Annotated in this window: 18 protein-coding genes; 14 read left to right on the top strand and 4 right to left on the bottom strand. The window is 60.9% G+C overall.

The window, feature by feature from the left end:
- Nucleotides 1-115 precede the first annotated feature (115 nt).
- From A9K65_RS14350 to A9K65_RS14330, 5 genes are read left to right on the top strand one after another with little or no spacing between them, the layout of a single operon-like run.
- Nucleotides 116-2,659 carry an ATP-binding cassette domain-containing protein gene (locus A9K65_RS14350; protein ID WP_084015469.1) on the top strand — a complete coding sequence of 848 codons (2,544 nt, stop codon included), beginning with the start codon at nucleotides 116-118 and terminating at the stop codon, nucleotides 2,657-2,659.
- 10 nt (nucleotides 2,660-2,669) lie between these two features.
- Entirely contained in the window at nucleotides 2,670-3,692 is a 1,023-nt protein-coding gene (locus tag A9K65_RS14345) for a Gfo/Idh/MocA family oxidoreductase (RefSeq protein WP_064992552.1), read from the top strand.
- A 10-nt stretch (nucleotides 3,693-3,702) separates the two neighbouring features.
- On the top strand, nucleotides 3,703-4,677 hold the full coding sequence (locus A9K65_RS14340) for an ABC transporter permease (protein ID WP_024503985.1): 975 nt from the start codon (nucleotides 3,703-3,705) through the stop codon (nucleotides 4,675-4,677).
- Nucleotides 4,674-5,480 carry a creatininase family protein gene (locus tag A9K65_RS14335; protein ID WP_064992553.1) on the top strand — a complete coding sequence of 269 codons (807 nt, stop codon included), beginning with the start codon at nucleotides 4,674-4,676 and terminating at the stop codon, nucleotides 5,478-5,480. The genes A9K65_RS14340 and A9K65_RS14335 overlap by 4 nt, the downstream gene beginning before the upstream one ends.
- A complete protein-coding gene (locus A9K65_RS14330; protein WP_063173762.1) occupies nucleotides 5,480-7,006 on the top strand; it encodes an aldehyde dehydrogenase family protein in 1,527 nt (508 codons plus the stop codon). The genes A9K65_RS14335 and A9K65_RS14330 overlap by 1 nt, the downstream gene beginning before the upstream one ends.
- Nucleotides 7,007-7,071: 65 nt before the next feature.
- Here A9K65_RS14330 and A9K65_RS14325 read toward each other — a convergent pair whose 3' ends face one another.
- Nucleotides 7,072-8,634, bottom strand: coding sequence for a GMC family oxidoreductase N-terminal domain-containing protein (locus A9K65_RS14325; protein ID WP_064992554.1), 1,563 nt, complete (start codon nucleotides 8,632-8,634; stop codon nucleotides 7,072-7,074).
- Between the two features lie 442 nt (nucleotides 8,635-9,076).
- On the opposite strand from A9K65_RS14325, the gene A9K65_RS14315 reads away from it, so the two are divergent.
- Nucleotides 9,077-9,595, top strand: coding sequence for a ferritin-like domain-containing protein (locus tag A9K65_RS14315; RefSeq protein WP_013530428.1), 519 nt, complete (start codon nucleotides 9,077-9,079; stop codon nucleotides 9,593-9,595).
- A 144-nt stretch (nucleotides 9,596-9,739) separates the two neighbouring features.
- On the opposite strand, the gene A9K65_RS14310 is transcribed toward A9K65_RS14315, so the two are convergent.
- The gene (locus A9K65_RS14310; protein WP_013530427.1) at nucleotides 9,740-9,937 is read right to left on the bottom strand and encodes a hypothetical protein; all 198 of its coding nucleotides are present in this window, start codon (nucleotides 9,935-9,937) and stop codon (nucleotides 9,740-9,742) included.
- An 826-nt stretch (nucleotides 9,938-10,763) separates the two neighbouring features.
- Between A9K65_RS14310 and A9K65_RS14300 the strand changes: the two genes are divergently transcribed.
- The 5 genes from A9K65_RS14300 (at nucleotide 10,764) to A9K65_RS14280 (ending at nucleotide 15,544) form a co-directional block, all read left to right on the top strand.
- Nucleotides 10,764-11,534: a hypothetical protein gene (locus tag A9K65_RS14300; RefSeq protein ID WP_084015471.1), complete on the top strand. Its 771-nt coding sequence runs from the start codon at nucleotides 10,764-10,766 to the stop codon at nucleotides 11,532-11,534.
- Nucleotides 11,535-11,572: 38 nt separating this feature from the next.
- A complete protein-coding gene (locus tag A9K65_RS14295) occupies nucleotides 11,573-12,271 on the top strand; it encodes a TIGR00730 family Rossman fold protein (RefSeq protein ID WP_064992557.1) in 699 nt (232 codons plus the stop codon).
- A 138-nt stretch (nucleotides 12,272-12,409) separates the two neighbouring features.
- A complete protein-coding gene (locus A9K65_RS14290; protein WP_164755109.1) occupies nucleotides 12,410-13,285 on the top strand; it encodes a DMT family transporter in 876 nt (291 codons plus the stop codon).
- Between the two features lie 136 nt (nucleotides 13,286-13,421).
- A complete protein-coding gene (locus A9K65_RS14285) occupies nucleotides 13,422-15,095 on the top strand; it encodes a peroxidase family protein (protein ID WP_064992558.1) in 1,674 nt (557 codons plus the stop codon).
- A 47-nt stretch (nucleotides 15,096-15,142) separates the two neighbouring features.
- The gene (locus A9K65_RS14280) at nucleotides 15,143-15,544 is read left to right on the top strand and encodes a hypothetical protein (protein ID WP_084015567.1); all 402 of its coding nucleotides are present in this window, start codon (nucleotides 15,143-15,145) and stop codon (nucleotides 15,542-15,544) included.
- A gap of 35 nt (nucleotides 15,545-15,579) precedes the next feature.
- Here the strand turns inward: A9K65_RS14280 and A9K65_RS14275 are convergent, their stop codons facing one another.
- The gene (locus tag A9K65_RS14275) at nucleotides 15,580-17,490 is read right to left on the bottom strand and encodes a hypothetical protein (RefSeq protein WP_064992560.1); all 1,911 of its coding nucleotides are present in this window, start codon (nucleotides 17,488-17,490) and stop codon (nucleotides 15,580-15,582) included.
- Between the two features lie 165 nt (nucleotides 17,491-17,655).
- Between A9K65_RS14275 and A9K65_RS14270 the strand changes: the two genes are divergently transcribed.
- Complete coding sequence (locus A9K65_RS14270; RefSeq protein WP_064992561.1) at nucleotides 17,656-19,053, top strand: YcaO-like family protein; 1,398 nt, start codon at nucleotides 17,656-17,658, stop codon at nucleotides 19,051-19,053.
- Nucleotides 19,054-19,453: 400 nt separating this feature from the next.
- Here the strand turns inward: A9K65_RS14270 and A9K65_RS14265 are convergent, their stop codons facing one another.
- On the bottom strand, nucleotides 19,454-20,371 hold the full coding sequence (locus tag A9K65_RS14265) for a LysR substrate-binding domain-containing protein (RefSeq protein ID WP_084015473.1): 918 nt from the start codon (nucleotides 20,369-20,371) through the stop codon (nucleotides 19,454-19,456).
- Between the two features lie 122 nt (nucleotides 20,372-20,493).
- On the opposite strand from A9K65_RS14265, the gene A9K65_RS14260 reads away from it, so the two are divergent.
- Both A9K65_RS14260 and A9K65_RS14255 read left to right on the top strand, forming a co-directional pair.
- Entirely contained in the window at nucleotides 20,494-21,534 is a 1,041-nt protein-coding gene (locus tag A9K65_RS14260; RefSeq protein WP_013530418.1) for an aromatic ring-hydroxylating dioxygenase subunit alpha, read from the top strand.
- Nucleotides 21,531-22,658, top strand: coding sequence for a 2Fe-2S iron-sulfur cluster-binding protein (locus tag A9K65_RS14255; RefSeq protein WP_064992562.1), 1,128 nt, complete (start codon nucleotides 21,531-21,533; stop codon nucleotides 22,656-22,658). Before A9K65_RS14260 ends, A9K65_RS14255 begins: the two co-directional genes overlap by 4 nt.
- Nucleotides 22,659-22,664 lie beyond the last annotated feature (6 nt).

Raw genomic sequence — 22,664 nt, 5'->3', positions numbered from 1 at the left:
CAGCCTAAAGCGGCTCAAGCGCCGGATGACATGTCATCCGGCGTCCCCTTTTCCTGACGATCGCCGTCGCCGCTCCGTGGTGACCGCGCATGATGCTCGATAAGAGGACCGACCCATGTTCCAGTCCTGGACCTCTCTGTTACTGCGGCGCAACGAACCGGTTCTCATCGCGGTGCTGCTGGTCGCCATCGCCGTCTTCGGCTGGATCGATCCGCGTTTTCTGTCGACCGGCAATCTTGTCAGCATCGCGCAGCAGAGTGCGGTCATCGCCCTCATCTCTTTTGCCATGACGGCCGTGATCATCGCGCGCGGCATTGATATTTCCGTCGGCAGCAATCTCGCCTGTTCCGGCATCGCCGCGGGTCTTGCCTACACGGCAACCGGGTCGGCGAGCCTGAGCCTTCTCGCCGCGATCGGTGGCGGTGCCGCGATAGGTCTGCTCAATGGAGCGCTGATCGGCTTTGCCGGCATCTCTCCCTTCATCGCAACGCTCGCCACCATGGCGTTCGCGCGCGGCCTGGCGCTCAGTCTCTCCGGCGCATCCAGCATCGCGGTCGCCGATCCGGTCCTGCTTTTCGCCGGACGCGAGACAATCGGCCTGCTGCCGGTCTCCGTCATCATCGCCGCCATCTGCCTGAGCCTCTGGTGGTTCGTGCTCAATCGAACGGTATACGGGCGCTGGATCTATGCGATCGGCGGCAATGCGGGGGCGGCGCGGGCCTCTCTGGTTCCCGTCGACCTCGTGCGCATCTCCGTCTACGTGATTGCCGGTGCGACAGCCGGGCTCGGCGCGATCCTCACCATCGGCCGCCTTGGTTCGGCACAGCCGCTTGCCGGCACCGGCCTTGAATTTACAGCCATCACAGCCGCGATCATCGGCGGCACGAAACTCTCCGGCGGCCAGGGCTCGATCTGGGGAACGGCGATCGGGGCGCTGCTGCTGGGCGTCATCAACACCGGCCTGTCCTTCCTGCAGGTGCCGCAGATCCTGATCTATTTCGTGACCGCGAGCCTCATTCTGGTGGCCGTTCTCACCAGCCAGCCGGAGAGTGTCGCCGCCTTGTTCAAGACCGGTGGCCGCAAGTCCACCCCGTCGCCCCGCAACACCGCCGCAACACCGGTCGGCAAACACAGCATCGCCTTGCGCGGGCTTGGCAAGTCTTTTCCGGGCGTCAAGGCACTCGACGGTGTCAGCTTTGCCGTCTCGGCTGGCGAGGTGGTGGGACTTGCCGGCGAGAACGGGGCCGGGAAATCGACGCTGGTGAAGTGCATTTCTGGTCTGCATCGCCCGAACGAGGGTGAGATCGTCATCGACGGCAACGCCGTCCAGTTCCACTCCCCCAGCGATGCCAAGGGCATCAGCGTCATCCATCAGCATTTCAGCCTTTCGCCGGACCTGACGGTGGCGGAGAATCTCTTCATCGGCCGCGAACCGCACACCCGCCTGGGATTTCTCGACCGGGCCCGGATGCGGCGCGATGCGAAGGCCATCATGGACGAGCTGTCGCTCGATATCGACATTGCCGCGGAGCTGCGAACGCTTTCCGTCGGGCACCGGCAGATGGTGGAAATTGCCCGTGCCGTTCTGTCCGATGCCTGGTTCTTCATCATGGACGAGCCGACCAGCGCGCTCTCCAACCGCGAGCGCGACCAGCTCTACGACCTGATCGACAGGCTGAGAGCTCGCGGCGCCGGCATCCTCTACATCTCGCACAAGATGGAAGAGATCTTCAGCCAGTGCGACCGCGTCGTCGTTCTGCGTGACGGACGCTTCATCGGCGAGCGCCAGACCAGCCAGACCAGCGAGGCCGAGATCGTCGCCATGATGGTCGGGCGCGATGTCGGCGACATCTTCCCCTATCTCGAAGCGCAAGTCGGCGAAACCGCGGTCGAGATCAGCAACATTTCCGATGGCAAGCTCTTGAAGTCGGCCACGCTCAGCGTGTGCAGGGGCGAAATCGTCGCGCTCGCCGGCCTGATGGGCAGCGGCCGCTCCGAAGTGCTCAGGCTGATTGCCGGCCTCGATCCCATGCATGGCGGCACCCTCAGAATTTTCGGCGGGCAGCAGACCGGCGGCGACACCAAGACCGCCAATCGCGCCGGCATCGTCTACATACCGGAAGACCGGCATCTGGAAGGCTTTGTCGGCACGATGTCGATCAGGGATAACCTGTCCCTCGCCTGGATTCGCGACAACAGTCACTTCGGCCTGCTGAGACCTCGCCACATCCTGGCTCTCGCGCGCGATCTCATCGGCTCACTCGGCGTGCGGCCGGCCCAGCCCGACAAGATGGCCATCGAACTCTCGGGCGGCAATCAGCAGAAGGTCGTCATCGGCAAATGGCTTGCCACCAAGCCGAAGATCATCCTGCTCGACGAGCCGACACGCGGCGTCGACGTCGGCGCAAAGTCCGAACTCCATCACCTGATCGCAAGATTGAAGGCCGAGGGCGCGGCGATCCTCATGGTGTCGAGCGAGTTGCCCGAGGTCCTCGGCGTTGCCGACCGCATCGTCGTCATGCGCGAAGGCCACTCTGTCGGCACGCTGGCGCGTGGGGCGACGGAAGAAGATGTGATGACGCTGGCCTTCGGTGATCGCACGATCACACCACCAGCCTGCGCACCCCGGCCAGCATCCAACCTTGCACCATGCCTGTAAGGAGGACCCTTTGAGCAAATTGAAGATCGCCATCGTCGGTGCCGGCTACATGGGTCTCCTGCATGCGCAGGTGGTTGCCGAGAGCCCTGTCGCGGAACTATCGGCATTCGTTGATCCGAACGCTGCCTCGGGAAGCAAGGCCGCGTCCGATTTCGGCGTCCGGCATTTCACCGATGCCGCCGCCGCGCTGACTGCCAATGCCGCCGACGCCTACATAGTGGCGGCACCCGATACGCTGCATGAAGACGTCTGCCGCACTCTGCTCGATGCCGGCAAGCCGGTGCTGCTCGAAAAACCGATGGCTCATGATCTTTCCGCTGCCAAGGCGATTGCGAAAGCGGCGGAGAGAAACGGCGCGCGTCTGTTGGTCGGCCACATCCTGCGGTTCGACCCGCGCTATTGCGAAGCCGCGGCAGCGGTGAAATCCGGGCGGATCGGCGAGCCGATCCACGGCAGCAGCGGCCGTTTCACCAATCGCGAAGTCGGTCTTCGCATGAACGGAAACTCGAGCGTCTGCTTCTACGTCGGCGTGCACGACGTGGATGCGCTGCAATGGATCTCAGGTTCAGACATCATCGCCGTCTACTCCCGATCGGTCGCCAAGCTCATGCCTTCGCTCGGAGTTCGCTCCGAAGACGCGATCTTCTCCACCGTCGAGCTGTCGAACGGAATGAGCGGACAGCTCTACTTCGGCTGGACGCTGCCACCGACCGTTCCGACCGGCATCTGGGCGCGCACCGAAATCATCGGCACTGAAGGCATGATCGACCTCGACGTGCGCGACCACGGTCTACGTATCCTATCGCATGGACAGTGGTCGCAGCCCGACGCCTTGCACTGGCCGACCGTCAATGGCCGCATCACGGGGGATCTCTTCGAGGAGGTCCACCATTTCATTTCCGCGGTTCGCGACGAAACCCCTTTCGTGATGCCGCTCGACGACGCCCTGCGCGCCGTCGCCGTCAATGATGCAATCCTGCGCAGCGTCAAATCAGGCCTGCGCGAACCGGTCGAAGATTGGCACATCCGATGAGAGAACCCTCATGACCCGCCAACAGAACATTTGGTGCAGGCGCTTTCTCGACCTCTCGCCGTTGATCCTGCTGGTCATCCTGCTGGCGATCTTCGCGCTCATCGACGCCCGCATCGTTTCAACCGCCAGCCTCATCAACATCGTCGCCCAGGCGACCCCGATCGCCATACTGGCGCTTGGCGCCCTGATCGTTCTGCTGACGGCAGGCATCGACCTGTCCGCCGGCGTCGGCGTCGCCTTCTGTGCCGTCTTCATCGCCAGCCTGATCGACGGCGGCGCCAGCCTGCCGCTTGCCTTGCTCGTCGGCTTTGCCGTGATGGTGGTGATCGGCCTCGCGAACGGCGCCGTTATCGCACTGTTGAAGATACCGCCCTTCGTGACGACATTGGCCACAATGGTCGCGCTGCAGGGCGCAACGCTTGCCGTTGCCTCCAAAGGCGTCCTGATGCTGAAGGATCCGACGCTTCGCGCGGTCGGCATCGAACGCAGCTTCGGCATTCCCAATGTCATTTTCGCAACGCTGCTGATCGTCGCCGTAGCAGCAATCCTGATGCGGCACAGCCGTTTCGGGCTGCGTACCTATGCGCTCGGATCGGATGCCGGAGCCGCGGAACTTGCCGGCATCCCGGTGACGAAACACACGATCCTCGTCTATTGCGCCTCCAGTATCTTCGTCTTCCTGACAGCCGTGATCATGATCAGCCGGGTGCCGGTCGTGACGCCCAACATCGGCGGGACCTCGCTGCTTCTGGACGCGATCGCCGCGGCCGTACTTGGCGGCACCAGTATTTTCGGCGGCAGGGGAACGGTGTGGGGCGCGGTCGTCGGCGCGCTGATCGTCAGCCTGCTGACGACGGCGCTTCGGGTGTTCGGCACGGACCCGTCCAGCCTCGAACTCTACAAGGGAGCAATCATCATGGTCGCTCTCCTGGCCGATTCCGGCATGACCTACGCCAAGGCCCGGCTTGTCGAGGCAGCACGATGAACGAGCCAGCTCCGGCCTTGCCGATCCCGCCTGGATCCAGCTTTGCGCTGATGACCTCCCCGGATACGGAAAGACACGCGACAGCCGGCGTGCATAAACCCGTCGTCATTCTACCGCTCGGCGCTGTCGAGCAACATGGCCCGCATCTGCCGCTCGGCGTCGATTGCTGGCTTTCGGAAGCGGTTGCGCTCGCCGCGGCGGAAGGACAGGCCTCCATCCGTGTCGCCGAACCTTTCGCCTATGGCTCGTCCGAGCATCATCGCTCCTTCTCCGGCACCATGAGCCTCAGCCCGCAGATCTTCATCGCCGTTCTCGTCGATCTCTGCACCTGCCTTGCCGAAGACGGCTTCCTGCCGGTCATGCTGAACGGCCATGGCGGAAACCGCGCCGCCATCCAGGTGGCGATCACCACCCTTGGCAAGCGTGGCATCGTCACCGCGGGTTTCTCGTATTTCGATCTCATCGCCGACGTGGCGGCGCAGGCCCTGCCCGATGCCGCCACAGGCACCGGTCACGCTTGCGCGCTTGAAACGTCGTTGATGATGCATGTGCTTGGCGACAGCGTTCGCCGCGATCTCATCCCGCCAGGCGGCACTCCGCCATCCTGGCCGGATCCTCACCTTTACGCCGCGCCGGCCGTCACCGTCTGGCGCCGTTTCGAAGCCATCCGCGACAACGGCGTCATCGGCACGCCATCGCAGGCAAGCGCGGAGGCCGGCAGCAGACTTTTCATCGCAGCCGTGGAACGCAGCCGCGCCGCCATTTTGAACATCCAATCCGAATTCGGCCAAAGGAACGCATGATGACAGTCCATTTCAAATCTTCTCTCGAAGGCCCCAACCTGCGTGGCATGGCGATCGTCTCGGAGCCGGAAGCAGCCGCCCGCATCGGCATCAACCGCATCGGCGGCGAGTGGATTGCCGGCAGCTCGGGCAAATTCCTGAAAATCGATAGTCCTTCGACGGGCGAGCATCTCGGCTATCTCTCCCTTTCCACCCGCGCCGATGTCGGTCGCGCGGTGAAAGCCGCCGAAGGCGCACGCGAGACCATGCGCAAGATGGGAACCTTCGCACGCGCTCAATTGTGCATGCGCATCGCCGACGCGATCGACAGGCGCGCCGAAGAGCTTGCCCACCTGCTCTGCCTGGAACAGGGTAAGCCCTTCCACAGCGAGGCAAAGGCCGAAGCATCGGCGGCAGCTCTCGGTTTCCGCAATGCGGCAGAGCAGATGAAGTGGCTGGAGACGGCGGCGTTTCCCCTGGCCGATGCCAACAAGCGCGCCTTCAGCTTCCTGCAGCCGAAGGGCATCTTTGCCATCATCACGCCGTGGAATTTCCCGCTCGCCCTGCCCTGCCTCTACTATCTCGGACCGGCCGTCGCAACGGGCAACACCGTTGTCTGGGTGCCGGCGCCGACGACATCGCTGATTGCCACGGCACTTGTCGAATGCTTCATCGAGGCGGGCTTGCCGGACGGCGCCATCAATCTCGTTCTGGGAGATGGTGCGGAGGTGGGCGACGAGGCCGTCGTTCATCCGGGCACCCATGCCATCGGCTTCACCGGCAGTTCCGCCACCGGCGCGTTGATCGCCCGGCGTGGCGCGGGCAAGCCGCTTCTGCTCGAAATGGGCGGCAACGGTCCGACCATCGTCCTGGCCGATGCCGATATCGACATGGCCGCCGCCCAGGTGGGGGCCGGCTGCTTTGCCAATGCCGGGCAGATCTGCACGGCCACCGAACGTGTGCTGGTGCATAAATCCATCCATGACCAGTTTATCGAAGGTCTGGTGAAAGCGGCCGCGAAGGTGAAAATGGGCGACCCTTTCGATCCCGCGACGACGATGGGGCCGATCAACAATGCGGTCGCCGTCGACAAGGTGCTCAGCCACATTGCGGACGCCCGCGCTCGTGGCGCCGAGATCGTCACCGGCGGCAATGTGGCGTCGGGTTTTGCTACCAATCTCTATTTCGAGCCGTCGATCGTCACAGGACTGACCCGGGAAAGCCTGCTCAACGTCGAGGAATCCTTCGGGCCGGTTGCACCCGTCCTGACCTTCGAGACCGACGAGGAGGCGATGGAACTTGCGGCGTCCAGCCCCTACGGCCTGTCGGCCGCGGTCTTCACCAGCACCATCAAGAACGCCTTTGCCTTTGCTGAAAGCCTGAGGGTCGGCATCGTCAACATCAATGAGATGAGCTGCTATTGGGAGCCGCATATTCCTGCCGGCGGCGCCGCCGGGACGCAGAGCGGCCTCGGCCGCACCGGGGGTCGGCACACGCTGATGGAAATGTGCGACCTGAAGACGATTACCGTGGACGTCACTCGCTGACATTCAAGGCCCGCGCCTTTAGCGCGGGCCTCCCGTGCGACCGTATGCCGTTCGGCAGCAAGCTGTCAGATGGACCGGCGCAGGCTGTCGGCCATTTTCTCGCCAATCATGATCGAGGTCAGGTTGGTGTTTGCCTGGCAATCGAGCGGCATGATCGACGCATCGATAACCCGCAGCCCTTCAAAACCGTAGACCCGGCATTCCGGATCGACCACGGCCTCGCCGGGCCTCCCCATGCAACAGCCGCCGATCCCATGCTGCGCATCGGAAGACTGCGCCAGCAGGAAATTGTCGACCTCCTCGTCGCTTGCCGTTTCGAGCCATGACAAAGGCAGATCGGAATCCCCCAGCAGGACGCGCTCGGCGATCGCCTGGATCGGCACCTGCCGGGCAATCTCGCCAAGGTGGCGATAGGCGATACGCATGCGCTGAAGATCCATTGGATCGTCCAGCATGTTCTCTTCCACGATCGGCTGGTCGAAGGGATTGGCGGAGCGCAACTGCACGGTGCCCCGGCTCTTGGCCTCCATCAGGATCAGATTGACCATGGCCTCGCCGAACTGGGCGCTGTCGGACTCCACGCCGATACCGCCATGGTTCATGGCGACGTAGAGGATGTCGTCGCGCTCGGCACCCGGCACGCCGGAACTCATCCGCACACAGCAGTTGGTATGCCGCGCGTCGACATCGGTCGCCTTGAATTCCGGCTTCAGCTTCAGTTCGATGCGGCAATAAGGGTGGTCGAAGAAACCTTCGCCGACCGGCAGGTCGGCAAGCACCTCGATGTCCTTTCGATTCAGGAGAGCCGCCGGACCGATGCCCGAGCGCTGCAGGATGACTGGAGAGTGGATGGCGCCGGCCGAGACGATGACCAGTGGCGCCTCGAATTTGCGAACCTGACCGGCCACGATGGCCAAAACGCCGATCGCTTTCTTGCCATCGAAAAGCACCTTGTCCACCGTCGCCTGCCCGATGATGGTGAGGTTCGGCCGGTCGCGGGCAGCTTCCAGATAGCCGTCATTGACCGACACGCGCTTGCCGGCTCGACTGTTGATGGGATAGGTGCAAGCCCCTTCGGCATCCGGAGCATTGAGATCGTCATGCCAGGGATGGCCGAGAGCCATCGCGCTTTGGCGCATGGCCTTGTCGACGCTTCCCCAGCTTTCGACAGGCGCGCGGTAGATCGGAATCGGACCATCGCTGCCGTGAAAATTGGCCGCGATCGGGTCATCCTCCAGGCGGCAGAAGAAGGGCAGCACGTCGGCTCCCGACCAGCCCTTGCATCCGATTTCCTCCCAGCGGTCGAAGGCATGGAGCACGCCGCGAATGGCAATCTGCCCATTGACGGCCGTCGAACCGCCAAGCCCCTTGCCGCGCCAGTAGACCCGATGCTCCTGCCGCTTGGTGCGGCGAGCCATCAGGTCGGGGTACATATATTGTTGCTGAAAATGATCGGGAAGCAGCAGGTTGAAGGGATTTGGACTCGCCATCTCGGCAGGTTGCTCGCCGCTCCGGTAGTCCGGCCCCGCTTCCAGCAAAAGCACGTTCGTGGCCGCATCTTCGGTGAGCCGGGCGGCAAGGACAGCCCCGGCTGCGCCGGCTCCGACAACGATGACATCAAAGGGCATGCCGCACTCCCTACATCCGACCAATGCACGGCTCACTCGACCGCGACATCATCTTTGATTTCATTGTGCACGATCATCTGCTGGCATTCAGGCTCGGCGACGGACGCCGGAACCGACCACCTTAGCCGCCGTTGCACGACAGCAAGATCATCATGATTTGTTTTATATGTAAATATGATTTCGTATATGAACCCATCGGAAGAATCTCTTTTCACCATCTACTCCATACGGCGCGACGAACCCCGGTGCTTTCCGTCCCCCCTGCCGGCGGTTCTCACACCGTCATCGTCCATCGCCTTTTGATGTCGATCGGCCCTCGATAAAAGCGGTGTTCGACGCGCTGCCCTTCCACGTCGCCCCCAGGGAACAACTGCTTCCATGGAAAGTTAGTCCATGGCTACACCGCCGGTGAGCTTTCACGACGATCCAAGGGAGACAAATCATGGCGACTGCAAAAAGAGCGACGACCAAGGGACTGGAGGCTTTGTTCCTCGATGGGCTGAAGGACATCTACTACGCTGAAAAGAAGATACTCAAGGCCTTGCCGAAGATGGCAAAGGGCGCCGAATCCGAGGAGGTGGCTGCGGCCTTCGAGAAACATCGCATGGAAACCGAAGGCCAGGTTGATCGGCTCGAGCAAGTGTTCGAACTTATGGACAAACCGGCTCGCGGCAAGACCTGTCCGGCGATCGACGGCATTCTTGAGGAAGGGTCGGAAATTCTCGACGAATACAAGGGCGACCCAGCCCTGGATGCTGGGCTGGTCGGCGCGGCACAGGCCGTCGAACATTATGAAATCGCGCGCTACGGCACGTTGGTCGCGTGGGCTGAACAGCTTGGCAAGAGCGACGTGGTCAAGCTCCTCAACGAGACATTGAAAGAGGAGGTCGCGACCGACGAAGCGCTTTCCGGGCTGGGCGAAGGCGGTGTCAATGAGCGCGCCCTGGAGCAAGCTGCCTGACTGAGCGTCCTGACTGATGTCGCCCCGGCGAAGCCGCCGGGGCGACTTCGCGACCCCAACCGCGGCGTCGTCGATAGCACCTCTTTCAGATGCAATCAGACCCACCCCGATACTTCGGGGTGGGTCTGCTGAAATCACCCGCGATCAGCGGTTTTTGTGACTTTGTTCGCCAGCTTTCACGTGCTGTTCGTGGGTTCCACCACGCATGCCGGATCCATCGCCCTGCTGCCGTTGACCACCACCAGCGGCCTGCTGTTGCTGACGGTTTTTATTGTCGGCATTCTTGTGGCTCTGCTGGCCTGCCTTCACATGCTGTTCGTGGCTACCACCTTGATTGGGCATTCTTCTTCTCCTTCACAATGCACGAGGCGACAACCGCCTCGATTGCCTAAGAAGAGTCAGGCGCGAACGTTCCCTTACGTAACATTTTGTGAAGACCCTCAGACAAGCCGGGCGTTCGAAGGAGCTTGAGATGGATGCCGACCCGGCGAGCATTGCGCCAACCTCGGGAGTAAGGTGCGTTGCACTGTCCCGCTGAATTGAAATGGGTGGTCTCGAAAGCTTGCTGGATAGCGAGATGCGCACCTTGCCACGCCGTTTATGCATTTGCGCGGAACGGTGGTGCTGTTCGCGTAGGCCGCATTGGGAGTCATCAGAGGTGCCATGAGAACCGCGATTGTCGAGATGGCGGTGAATGTTTTCGTCAAGCTGCGTAGCATGATCGAATTCCATCCTTGGATTCAGTTGAGGTTCAGGTTCGACCGCTCAGCCTTTTTGCGGATGTCAGTCTGGCGTTGCGGCTGTGATGTTGGGCAACTCAGCGTAATTCAGCGTGAAATAACGATCATCGTTCCCCGGTGTCTTCGCATGACCGTCGAGAGATGATTTCCGGTCTTCGCGGCCCGTGCATCCGGATGGCTGTCAATGGAGGCTCGGCAGGCGACCCGCTTAGACAATGTCGTCGGCCAGGGCTGCAAGGCCCCGCCGACACAGAAGCTCGCCGCGGGATAAGGCTGGCCGAGGCAATTGAGAGAAGTAGATCAACCGTCACCTTGCAGGGACCGCCAATGCGATCTGCCTGTTAGCCTGGACGGACCCATTCCAGCGCAATTCACGTTGAGATCACGCGGAGCACTGCAAAGCGTGCGTCATAAGGGAGGAACCCGACATGACGCTCAACATCAATAAGCCGCTGCGTGTAGCCCCAGTCGAGATTTCAGCTCGCGAAACAGCCTCATCCTTCACGGTCCGGTCTCCGCGCCTCCTTGCTTGGCGCAGCGCGTTAACGGCACGGATGTCTGGCCCTGGGGGAGCCTACAATGTCGGCAACCTCATTGGTCTTTGTCAGGGGATTACGGCGCAGATTCTCGTATCCGGCGATCTGAACCAACTCCTCTGGACAAGCGCGCCGGCCGCCATCAGCCATTATTTGACGGGCAATTTCGCTGCGATCGCAATGACCTCGGCGACGGCGATCTTCTTCGCCAGCGGCGAGATCTACCATCGCGCCTGGAACGGGCGTCTCAAGCCTAGGGAAAATCTCAACCGCCTGGGTGATTTCCTGTCCGGCGTTGGTGCCGTTTGCCTTGGCCTGGCCCTGTTTGAACTTGGCCATCCGTTGCTGGCGTTGACATCGGGCCTGCTTCATTCCGTTGGAAAATTCGGCAGTGCTTGCCACCGACCCGGTGTCCGGATCCTCAACTTGTCGGAATACGGCCCCGACCCGTTTCGCGTCATGGTCCTTCTCAGCCGGCTGCCGGCCCTCATCGCAGCCGAGACAGGACTCTGTGCATCGCTGTTCAAATTCGAAGTCGAACAGCCACAGCATTGGTCCACGCCCGCCAGCCTTCTCGTTTGTTACCTGCTCTGGTCCTGGGCTGACCTGCTTCTGTTCCGATCGAGCCAACCTCGCGCAGCCCGCGATCATTCCGCCGGCTGATCAAGCTTCGCTATTCCAACCTCATTTGGAGAGACACCATGTTTGGATCATCATCCGACAATTCCGCAGAACAGATCGGCCGCTCCTATCCCTTGCAGCGACGCATCCGCACGATCTGCGTTTTCGGCGGCGCCATGCTTGGCAACGATCCCGACCACGCCCGTTGCGCCACCATCCTTGGCGAGACGATAGCCGCAGCAGGTATTCGCCTGGTCTATGGCGGTGGCTGTGATGGCCTGATGGGCCAAGTGGCTATTGCCGCAGCAGAAGGGGGTGGAACCGTGATCGCGATCACCCCGCAGTTCCTGATCGAGCGGATGAGAATGCTATTATCGGGATGCCAGACGATTTCAGTTCCCGACATGAGTATCCGCAAACAGCTCATGTTTGACTACGCGGATGCATTTGTAGCCTTGCCTGGCGGCATCGGAACCGTTGAGGAACTGACCGAGGTCATGACGCTTCGCAAGCTGGAAAGGCACTGCAAGCCGCTGGTCCTGGCGAATTTCAAAGGCTTCTGGTCACCACTTCTCGGCGTCTTCGAGAGCATGTCCGAGGCTGGCTTCATGAACTCGTCAACCCGATGCACGCAAATGGTTTCGGCAACCCCGGAGGCCATCCTTCCGCTTCTTCAGCGCAGCGTCAGTTTCGAGCAGAACGAACCGCCAAAGCCCGTCCTGCTGCCCACCATCCCCGTCTTGCGCAGATCACATATATCGAGTGCTGGCCCCGGATAGATCGCGAACCAAAAGACGCGTTCTTCCGCGCAACACCAGCCACCTCGACAATGACGGGGTCCGTCGGCCCCGATCATCGCTTTCAAACCCGATCACAAACCGTTGGAGCCATTGCCCGCTGTGGTGATGCGATCAATCATGTCCAGATTCAAGGCAAATTCCTTGCTAATGCTTGCTGCGCTCATTTGGGGAGTGGGCAATGTGTCCCACAAGACCATACTGGCCCACCTCGATCCCATGGCGGTTGTTTTCCTGACCAGCGTGATCGCCGGACTGGTGACGTTGCCATTCGCGGTGCGGGAGCGCGACCCCGAAACCAACACCGGCTGGTTTCCAAGTGTGGCGAGAGTGGTTCTGCTTTTTGCCCTCGGCTGTGTGGTCCAGCAATTGTCCTATGTCAGCACGACGGTGACGAACTCGAGCCTCCTTATCAGCGCTTCCACTGTTATCACGCCGATCGCCGCGTGGCTGATCATGAGGGAGCGTCCAAGTGCACTGATCCTATTCGTCGCAATTCTGACGGTCGTCGGATCGGCTCTCCTGGCGGGCGGCTTCAATGGTTCGGCAACCGCCGGCGACGCTTTCGCCGTCCTGACTGCAATCTGTTTTGCAGTATGGACGGTCGAACTCGGGCGGCATGTGCAGGCACATGGCCATCCCTTCGCGACGGCGGCCGCACAGTTCATCGGCACGGCCGTTGCCACGCTACCTTTCGCCCTGCAGGGCACAATGACATTTCAGGCAATTATGGCAGCATGGCCAGAACTCATCATGCTTGGTGTGTTCTCGACCGCTGTCGGCTTTTGCCTGCAGACTTCTGCACAGCGCTACACCACTTCGTCCCATGCGGCGGTGATTTGCAGCGGAGAGGGTGTGTTCGCCGCCATTTCCGCTGCCGCTCTGCTTGGTGAACGGCTTTCGCCCGACGGGCTTCTGGGTGCGGGCGTCATCCTGTCCTGTGTGCTGTTCACCGCCGTCTCGGCGGGCCCGAAGCTCGATCCGTCAGTGTCATGATCGCCTCGGCAATGTCGCTCTGCTCTGGGGCCGCGCCATTCAGACCACCGACGGGCAAGTCTGTTTCTACTCCCGGATTCATGCCAAGCTACTCGCCTGGCCGCATTCATCCTTCTGGAAAACGAGGTCTACTTCGATGCTCCACGGCGAAACGTCCTCCTTCGAAGCCGCCAACATACCGAACCGGTCAAACCAGAATTCAGACGACGGCCTCAACGACAAGCCGACCTTGCGAGGCATCAGGCTCTTCCCGTCCCTGGCGGACGTGCCGATCGCCTTGTTTGACGCAACCGAAGACGAGAGCGCCATCGACCGCACCAAGGCGGGCTTGCTGGACATCACGGCGGAAATGGTCGGCCCGACCGATGGACTTGAAGGCAGTGATCTCAGCCCTACACCAGCCGGCTTTACCTATTTCGGTCAATTCGTGTTCCATGACATCGTCTTCAGCCAAATATTCGGATTGCCCAAGCCGACAGGCAAAACCCATCATTTGAAGAACGCGTCCTCGCAAGGCCTTGACCTTTCGGGGCTCTATGGGCGGGGGCCAATCGTCGACGCCCATCTCTACGATGTTGCGGATGGGGCGGACCTGTCGGCTTGCCGCTTTCCGATCGGCTTGCCTTGCATGAAAGGCAGTATGCTTCCGGTCGACGGTAAGACCATGCAAGGCCGTGATTTGCCGCGCATCGACTTCTCGGGCAAGTTTATCAGTGTCGAGGGTCGGCGATCGCCTTATCGGCCCTTGGTGGCGGATCCGCGAAACGACGACAATCTTGTCCTGTCGCAACTGCTCTGCACACTCATGGGCATCCACAACAGGATCGTGGATCTACTGCTTGGCATCGGCACCGACCCAGCAGAAGCTTACAAGCGTGCCAGGATCTATCTGACCTCGGTTTACCGCACTGTGATCATCAACGACTATCTGAGAAAAGTTCTGGCTCCGGAAATATGGGGCCATTTTTTCGCCAGTGACGATTTTCTTGGCGCCGGAGTCTCGGCACTTGAAACTTTCAATGCGCTGCCTTTGGAATTCACCTTCGGTGCGTCGCGCTTTGCCCACGCCATGGTCCGGCAGTTCTATGTCGTGAACGACAGGTCGGTCGAAGAACCAGCCAATCTGCGCAAAATGCTGTCCTTTTCCAGCCTGCGCCCGGGTGGGGAGATTCCAATACCCGAGAACTGGATTGTCGACTGGAACCGGTTTGCCTCAGCCGACACCCCGTCGAAAGCTCAAAGTGCCCGGCGCATAGGACCATTCCTGTCGAAAGAACTGACGATTGCCGGCCTGAGTGCGGAATTGAACGGGACAGTCCGGCCGGTTGCCTTCATGGATTGCTGGCGCTGTTACGACCTTGGTTTGCCATCCGGGCAGGACGTGGCCGGTGCGGTGAAGACCGCCCTGGGCGACAACAGTATCGATGTGCCGGTCCTGACGGGCAATGACATGCTTCCCACGGCCGCCTGCGCCAAACGTTACGTCTACAACGCCGGCCGACTTCGGGCCGCTTTGCAACGGTACCCGGAGTTCCTGAGGCAAACACCTCTCTCCTACTATATCATCCAGGAGGCGTCCGTTCTTGGTAATGACGGCAGCCATCTTGGCCCAGTTGGCTCCTATGTGGTGGCCGCCACGATCGCATCCGCACTGTTCAAGGCTGCCGATACGGATATCACCTCTCGCAGGCTCATTCCGGACGTAGAGCCAAAAACGCTGGCAGGACTGCTCGATCTCAATGATACTGCGAAGGTATCGGATGAAGTGCTTAGCGGCCTGATCAACAGCCAGGACTTTCAACAGCGTTGATAGCGGCAGCGCTACAGCATTCAATTTGGCTACAGGGGGAGATGAACATGGTAAAATTCAAGGACGTGCAGTTTGAGGCGCTTGGCGAATTCATCCAGGATCTGATCAAAGACCCGGGCAAACAGGCGGTCTTCAGGAACAAAGATCAGACGCAGATGAAAGAGCTGCTGCGTGGGTTCATGACCCCGAGGGACAAGACTTGGGAGGAGATCACCATCGTCGCGCATTTCGACCAAGACCTGATCGTGAACATCGCCTTTCCTTTCACCGGCGACGTCGAGCAAACGATCGCCACCATTGCACCGGCGGATGGACCCGGTGAGGACTATACATTTCCCGATCACTACAATCTCGACCCGAACGCCGGCCCGCCCGATCAAATAAAGAAAAACCGTTTGAGCGCATATCATAAGCGCCTCGGCGACTACGTGATGTCACGCTGCAAGTGAAACCCGGCGCAATTGCGAGCAACGGTTCGGCCGTGTCAGCCCGACTGGGCTGCCAATTCGATGCCACGGGCCAGCTTCTCCTGATCGACTGGTAACCGGATCGGAAAAGCGGTCTTGAACCACTCCACGGCGACAGCGCGGTCAAGCCTACCCGGCCCTTGCCACGCCGCCGTTAGGTTGCGTAGAAAACGTCTGAACTCATCCCCGGCCTCGCGGTTGCGTTTCAGCAACGCAAGTGCCGCCGCCGACCAGCCGTGGATGTCGGCGAACAGTTGATCGCTCTTGACCGCAGCGGCCACGCACCCCTCCAGATCATTGGCGAGAAAGGCAATGGTCGCCTGGTAGCCATGATAGTGAGCGTCGGGCATGGGATTGAGGTCGAAACTGCGCTTCGAAAGCTCCGATGCCCGTTGATGATCACCCATGAAGGAGCTGGCCAGCGCGTAGGCAATCAACGTCGCGGGGTTCCCGGCATTTTGCTCATGTGCAAGGCTGAAGTGAAAATCGGCCAGCTCCCAGCGTCGCGCCAGAAGGTGGCTCCAGGCCAGATTTACCTGGTTGCGGTGGTCGAATGGGTCGAGCAGGACCGAACGCTTGGCCAGTTCGAATGCGCGCTTTAGATCCTGCTCGATCGACGATGCACCCGGAACGACGATCCAACGCGAGTTGAGCACCGCAGCGAGGCTGGAATAGGCGCAGGACAGATCGGGATCAAGCCGGATGGCTTCCTCGTAGCGGGCGATGGCAGCTTCTTCGGTGTCCTTTCGCCACATGATCGAAAGCCGCTGTCCGTCCAGCCAGCAATCATAGGCCGAGAAATGGTTCGGGGAAGCTTGCGATATGCGATGCAGCCTGGCACTGGACAAGGCAATCTGCAGGCGCGCGGAAAAGCGTGCGCAAACTTCATTGAAGGCCGAGCGCCAGGAAGACGGATCCGACGGAACGGTGAGAACGAAGGCTTCTCCTTCTTGCAGGAAGTCATAGCAGGTAATTTGGAACACTGCTGGTCCATCCGTGTCGATCAGACGGATGAGGACGCCGATATCCACGTGTTCGCCTGCCGCCTGATGCATCTGATCCAGTGAGAATTCACCGGCTTGCAACTCCGTTGACACGGCTGTCCAATGCCTAAATCGGGAAATCGAAGCCAGAAGCTCTGTCGCCAAGGCAAATTGCAGGTGTTCGTTCTCTGCTTCGCGCCTGGCAATGATGATGGCGATTGTCGGCTTCCCTGGGATGCGGCTGTCGTGATCGCTTTGCGCAAGGTCGGGGTCAGCCGCCCGCTTTTCACCGTCGTTGCCCGGCTTGAGCGCCTCTAGAAGGTGGAGGATTTCTGCCGGTGGTCGCAGATCCATGTCCGCTTTGAGTTCGGCCGCGTAGCGGTCGAAGAACGCTAGGGCGCGGGCATAACCGCTTTCCTCACAGACCCTCCGAATGGTCTCCACCACGGCATCGTCGAAAAACGGATCAAGTTGCAGGATGCACGCAGCGATGGATTTGCGCTGTCTCGGGTCTGTCTCGGCCGCCAGCCAGGCTGCGAGCCGTGTCACCAGCCTGTCGGTTATCATCGTCGACTGCATTCTCAGCCAGTTGTCGAAGACAGGATCGCAATCGTCCAACCCGGCGCAAAGTCCATCCCTGGCTTTGGCCAGCAGGAGCAGCGCACCGTCATAATTGCGGTCGTCGAGCGCACGTTCAAGCTCATCGATGTCGGAACGGATTGCAGTCGGATCGATTCCCAGGACGAGCTTGTCGACCGCGAGGTAATTAAGCCTGGTCTCGCTTGCCAGGCGTCGGAGATCCCTTATACACTGGCGCAGTGATCCGCGCGCATGCTCCTCGTCCTGCTCGCTCCAAAGCAATGCCGCCAGTCGCCCGCGCGTCTCGCGTGACCTGCCGCTCAGTAACAGATAGGCGAGAATCGCGCAGGCCTTCCGCTTGCCCAACGAGAACGTCTCCGAGCCCTTGCGAAGCTCGAAACCGCCGATTAGCCTAATCGCCAGACCGTCTGTGGAAATTGTCAACTCCGCCGGCTATCGTCTCGGTCGCCAACGGGCGCCCACCGCTTACCCTACGTAAACAGCAGAAGCCAAGATATTGAAAGAGCCAACATGCTGTTGCGCGGGCCGCATTGGATAACGCTTGCTCTGCTGATGCATCACGACCGGCCGATGACGGTGAACCAAGACGACCCGACCTGGGACCGCCAGTCGAGTGAAGATGATTTGGATGTTTTGAAGAATCTGGCTGCGACCCTTGTCGCTGCGCCCGAGAATGGGCTGCCTCTTTTGCACTTCGCGACACGCTACGACATTGGCGTTGAAGTGTTCGATGTTCCGGGTGGTTTCCTGGCTATGTCCAACATTGCTCCATTCGAAGGGAATGAGAAACGATTCACGGCAAGTGGCAAAGGCTTTGATGCCGGCACGGCCGTGCTGTCTTGCCTCGGAGAGGCCGCGGAGATTTCCAGCTGGGCCTGCAGAGCCGAAGACGTCACGGCGTCAGCACGCATCGGCTCTCCAGGCGATGGAATGAGGATCGATGCGATTCAGGTATTGGGCTTTTCGCTGGAACAGATCCGACATCGCGATCGGCTCAACAGAGTGTGGCGTGGCTGGGACAGTATCCCTTCAACGGATCATCTGAACAATCCCCAGCTATGGGCGTCCGTTCGCAGCTTCCATGACGATAGGGTCGCGCTTTGTCCGGCGTTTCTCTGCTATGGCCGCTTTGGTGACGTCGCATATGGCGATTGCAGCTTGAACGTCGACACCAATGGTTGCGCCGCTGGCACAACGCGGGCCGATGCAAGAACCCGCGCCTTGCTTGAACTCGTCGAGCGAGACGCCACAGGGATATGGTGGCACCGAGGCTCCCTGAGAAAGCGGCTGGATATCGCGCGGCTTGATGACCAAGGCTTGGCGTCTCACATCCAGCAGCATCGCCAAGAAACGGGACGCAGGCTCTGGCTTCTCGATATCTCGTCCTTCCGCACGGCCATCGTGACGGCGGCGATCAGCTGCGAAGACAGTGGCGAGCATATGGCGGTGGGTTTCGGGTGCAGCTTCGATATGGTTGCTGCCGCCCGGTCCGCGTTTTTGGAATTGATACAATCCGAAGCTGCGATGCAGGCCCATGCCGAAAGGGCAGAACGGCCCCGTAATAAAACGATGAGCGATGACGATCGTCGGATGACCCGCTGGAAGCGTTTCGCTGACGTGCGCAACTTTCGTTTCGCCATCGGCAAGCCTGCCGACGGCCTGGAAAGCGCTGGCGAAAGCAACGTCACCGACCTGCTGAATGAAATCGGCGAAGTTTGTGGTTCGCAGGTCTGGTTCGCCGATCTTTCGCGATCCGAGATTGGTATCCCCGTTGCAAAGGCGATCTGCGAGGGATTATCCCATTTCAAAGCGCGCTGGGGCTGCCACCGAAACGCCGCACCTTCCATCGCAAGTGATTCGAGCAAAACAGCAGGCCGCCTCTCGCAGGCCAGAAAACTTTTGATCTAATTGTTACAGGCAATGACGACACGGGCACGTTGGAGACCCGTCGCCGGTTACAGGACGCTGATGAGGAAGCCGGCGTTACGATTGTGGGCGGGGCCAGGACTTCGTGTACGTCGGGATTTGCTCAAGCAGGGGCTCCGAGTTCGCCGGGATCTCGTACAGCAGGGAAGTTGAGTGAACCCCTGTTGACTTGAGGGCGCGAACGCTGCTGTTTTGGGTCGCAAAGCCGCCCGACGGCTAGCGGTGCAAGAAGGGCGAAAAAAGCGGACTTTTGTCGAGATATCTAGGGCAAACCGAAGCAATCCGTGGGACCGCACACCGCCGACCAATGTCTGGATCTCTTAAGACGCTGGTGCGCGCGAACTCGGCAGATGCAAACTTGTGTCTCCAGATCGGTGTTCGACTATCCGGCTAAGGTTGCGCCCAGTCGCTTGGAAATCGAAACAATCCAGGCTCGCAGCTCAGGACCAAAAGGCTTCTCAAGAATGGCCCGATCCCAAGCCAAAAAATAAGGTTCCGGCAGCCTGATCCGCTTGTCGAACGGGGCGACGAGCCTGCCCGACGCGATATCGTCGGCAGCCATCGACAGTTGCGCCAGCACAAAGCCCCTTCCGTTGGCCGCCGCATCGATCGCCGCGCTCGACAGGGAAAAGGCCACTTCGCCGGATGTTCTGCGGTGCACCACGCCGATGCTTGCGGCCCATTCCGCCCATGTCGGCGGCGAGCGGTGATCGCGGGCCCATTCGATGCTGAGAAGCGGCAGATCGAGAATATCGGCGGGCTTGCCGACCGGATGTTTCGCCAGCAGCGTCGGCGAGCAGGCCGGCACCACCCAGTCGGTGAACAGTTCGGTGTAGTGCTCGAAATCACGATATTTCGTGCCGTACGAAATACGGAAGTCAACTTGTTCCGCGCCCAGCCTTGGCTCCGTCTCGGCGCCCACCAGCCGCACGGTCGCGCCGGGGTGGTCGACCTGCCAATCCAGGAGCTGCGGGCCGATCCATTTGCTGGCCAACGACGGCAGGCAGGAGATGGTCAAAGTGTCCGCGGACCGGGCCTGTTCGATGAGATCCTGGGCGTCGCGAATGTGTTCGAAGCCGACGGCAACCGCTGCGTGGTAAACGCGGCCCAGCGCGGTGAGGGCGACACTCCTGCCGCGCCGTTCCAAAAGCCGCGCCTCCAGCGCGTCTTCGGCCTTGCGGATCTGCTGGCTGACCGCGCCGACGGAGACGCCGAGTTCGTTGGCGGCCGCCGTCACACTGCCACGCCTCCCGAAAGCCTCGAAGGCCTGTATCGCACGCAGTGGGGGCGTCTTCTTCACCTGGGCAACGATCCTGGGGGCAGCTTGATTTAGTTTTTCTAAAATAGAACGCAGATGCAAGCCCTATGTCGTCCCAGGCCCGCAAGATATTCGTTTAGGCGTCACAAGCTCGGGAGGACGCCATGTTTCTTCGAAACTGCTGGTACGTTGCCGCATGGGACCATGAGGTCGCCGACAGGCTGGTGCCGACCCGGATACTTGGCGAGGATATTGTCCTCTACCGCCGGACCGATGGCGTGGTGGCGGCGCTCGAGGATGCCTGTCCCCACCGCAAGCTGCCGCTGTCCATGGGCCGCATCAAGGGCGACACTGTCGAATGCGGCTATCACGGGCTGACCTTCGACAGCACCGGAACCTGTACGCGCGTGCCCGGTGCTGAAAAGATACCGCATGTGGCATGCGTTCGTTCCTATCCGATCGCCGAACGTTACGGGCTGCTGTGGATATGGATGGGCGAAGCGGCAAAGGCCGACCCCGCGCTGATTTTCGCGGTCGACCACTGGGGCGATCCGGCATGGGGCGTCAATCGCGGCGAGTCCATGGCGCTCGATTGCAACTACCTCTACATGACCGACAACCTGCTCGACCCCTCGCATGTGTCTTGGGTCCACCAGTCCTCCTTCGGCGGCGTTCAGGCGATGGAGGATGCGCCACTCGAAACCACCGTAGGCGCGGACGGCGTGACCGTGTGGCGCTGGGTGGTCGATGCCGCGCCGGCGCCCTTCTATGCGCCTTTCCTCAAATTCTCAGGCAATTGCGACCGCAAGCAGCACTATGAAGTGCGCTACCCCTCCAACGCCATCATCAAGGCGATCTTCGTGCCGGCCCGCACGGGCGGCGAGGGCAAGCCGCTGCACGAGGACGTGTTCCTCATGGACTCCTACAACTTCATGACGCCGGTCGATGAGAACCAGACGAAATATTACTGGTTCCAGATGCGCAATTTCGCCCCCGACGATTTGGAGGTTTCCCGCCAGTTCGCCACCTCTGTGCGCGGCGCCTTCGACGAGGACCGCACCGTGCTCAATGCCGTGCACAAGGGCATGGCAAACAAGCGCACGCCCAATCTCGATCTGAAGATAGATGTCGGACCGCTGCGCTTTCGCCGGAACCTGGCCAAGCTGATCGCCAGCGAGAGCCAGCAATTGGCAGCTGCCGAATGAATGCATTCACCGCTCGCGACACCATCGCAAGAAGCGGATTTCGCGACCTGAAAGTGGTCGCGAAGGTGCGCGAAAGCGCCCTCATCACTTCATTCCATATCGAGCCGGTCGATCCACAGGACTGGCGCGACTTCCAGCCGGGCCAGTTCCTGGTGTTCCGGATTCCGGTAGCGCGGGAGGCCGCCGGCGAAAGGGGATATGTGCTGCGCAACTACAGTATCTCCTGTTCCCCAGACAGCGCTTCCTATCGGATCAGCGTGAAGCGTGAGGCAGCACCCGGGCCGGGGCTTCCCGATGGGATAAGCTCGTGCTTCCTGCATGACCGTATCGACGTCGGTGATGTGCTTCAGGCGGAAGGGCCGCGCGGCGATTTCGTGCTCGACAAGGCCAGCAACCGTCCAGTCGTGCTGCTCAGCGGCGGCGTCGGGCTGACGCCGATGGTGTCGATGCTGCATGCGTTGGCTTCGTTGCCGGACCGCCGTGCCGTCTTCATTCACGCCTGCGACAACGGCGATGTGCATGCCTTGCGCGATGAGGTGACCGACCTGGTCTCGACCCGTCCCGGCCTGACCGCACACTTCTGCTACCGGCTCCCGTCCGAGCGCGACAAGGCCGAGCAGCGCTTTCATAGCGAAGGCATGATTTCGCGGGACGTGCTGCAGCGTTTGCTGCCGATCGATGACTATGATTTCTACCTCTGTGGCCCGCCGCCGTTCATGCAGGCGATCTACGTCATGCTGCGCGAGCTTGGCGCGCCAAGGTATCGCATTGCCTACGAATTCTTCGGCCCGGCGACGGTGCTTGAGCCCGATGCAGTGCGAGTTCCCGCGGTTCCAGCGCAGCCGGCAAGGATCGAGCCGGCCGGGGAAGCGACAACCGTGGAATTTCGGAAGTCGGGCCTGACGGCCGTCTGGGATGGCTCGGCCGTATCGTTGCTCGACTTCGCCGAGAACCAAGGTCTGTTGCCGGAATTCAGCTGCCGGGCCGGCATCTGCGGCACATGCAAGTCGCGGCTGATCTCGGGCGACATCGCCTATTTCGAAGAACCGCTGGACGAGCTTGGAAGCGGCGAAGTGCTGTTGTGCTGCTCCAAGCCGCGCGGATCAGTCGTCCTCGATATTTGACAAGAT

This window comes from Mesorhizobium sp. WSM1497 (assembly GCF_001672455.2).
GTDB classification, from domain to species: Bacteria; Pseudomonadota; Alphaproteobacteria; order Rhizobiales; family Rhizobiaceae; genus Mesorhizobium; species Mesorhizobium ciceri.
The sequence above is the reverse complement of the archived record's forward strand: the minus strand, read 5'-3'. Positions and strand labels throughout refer to the sequence as shown.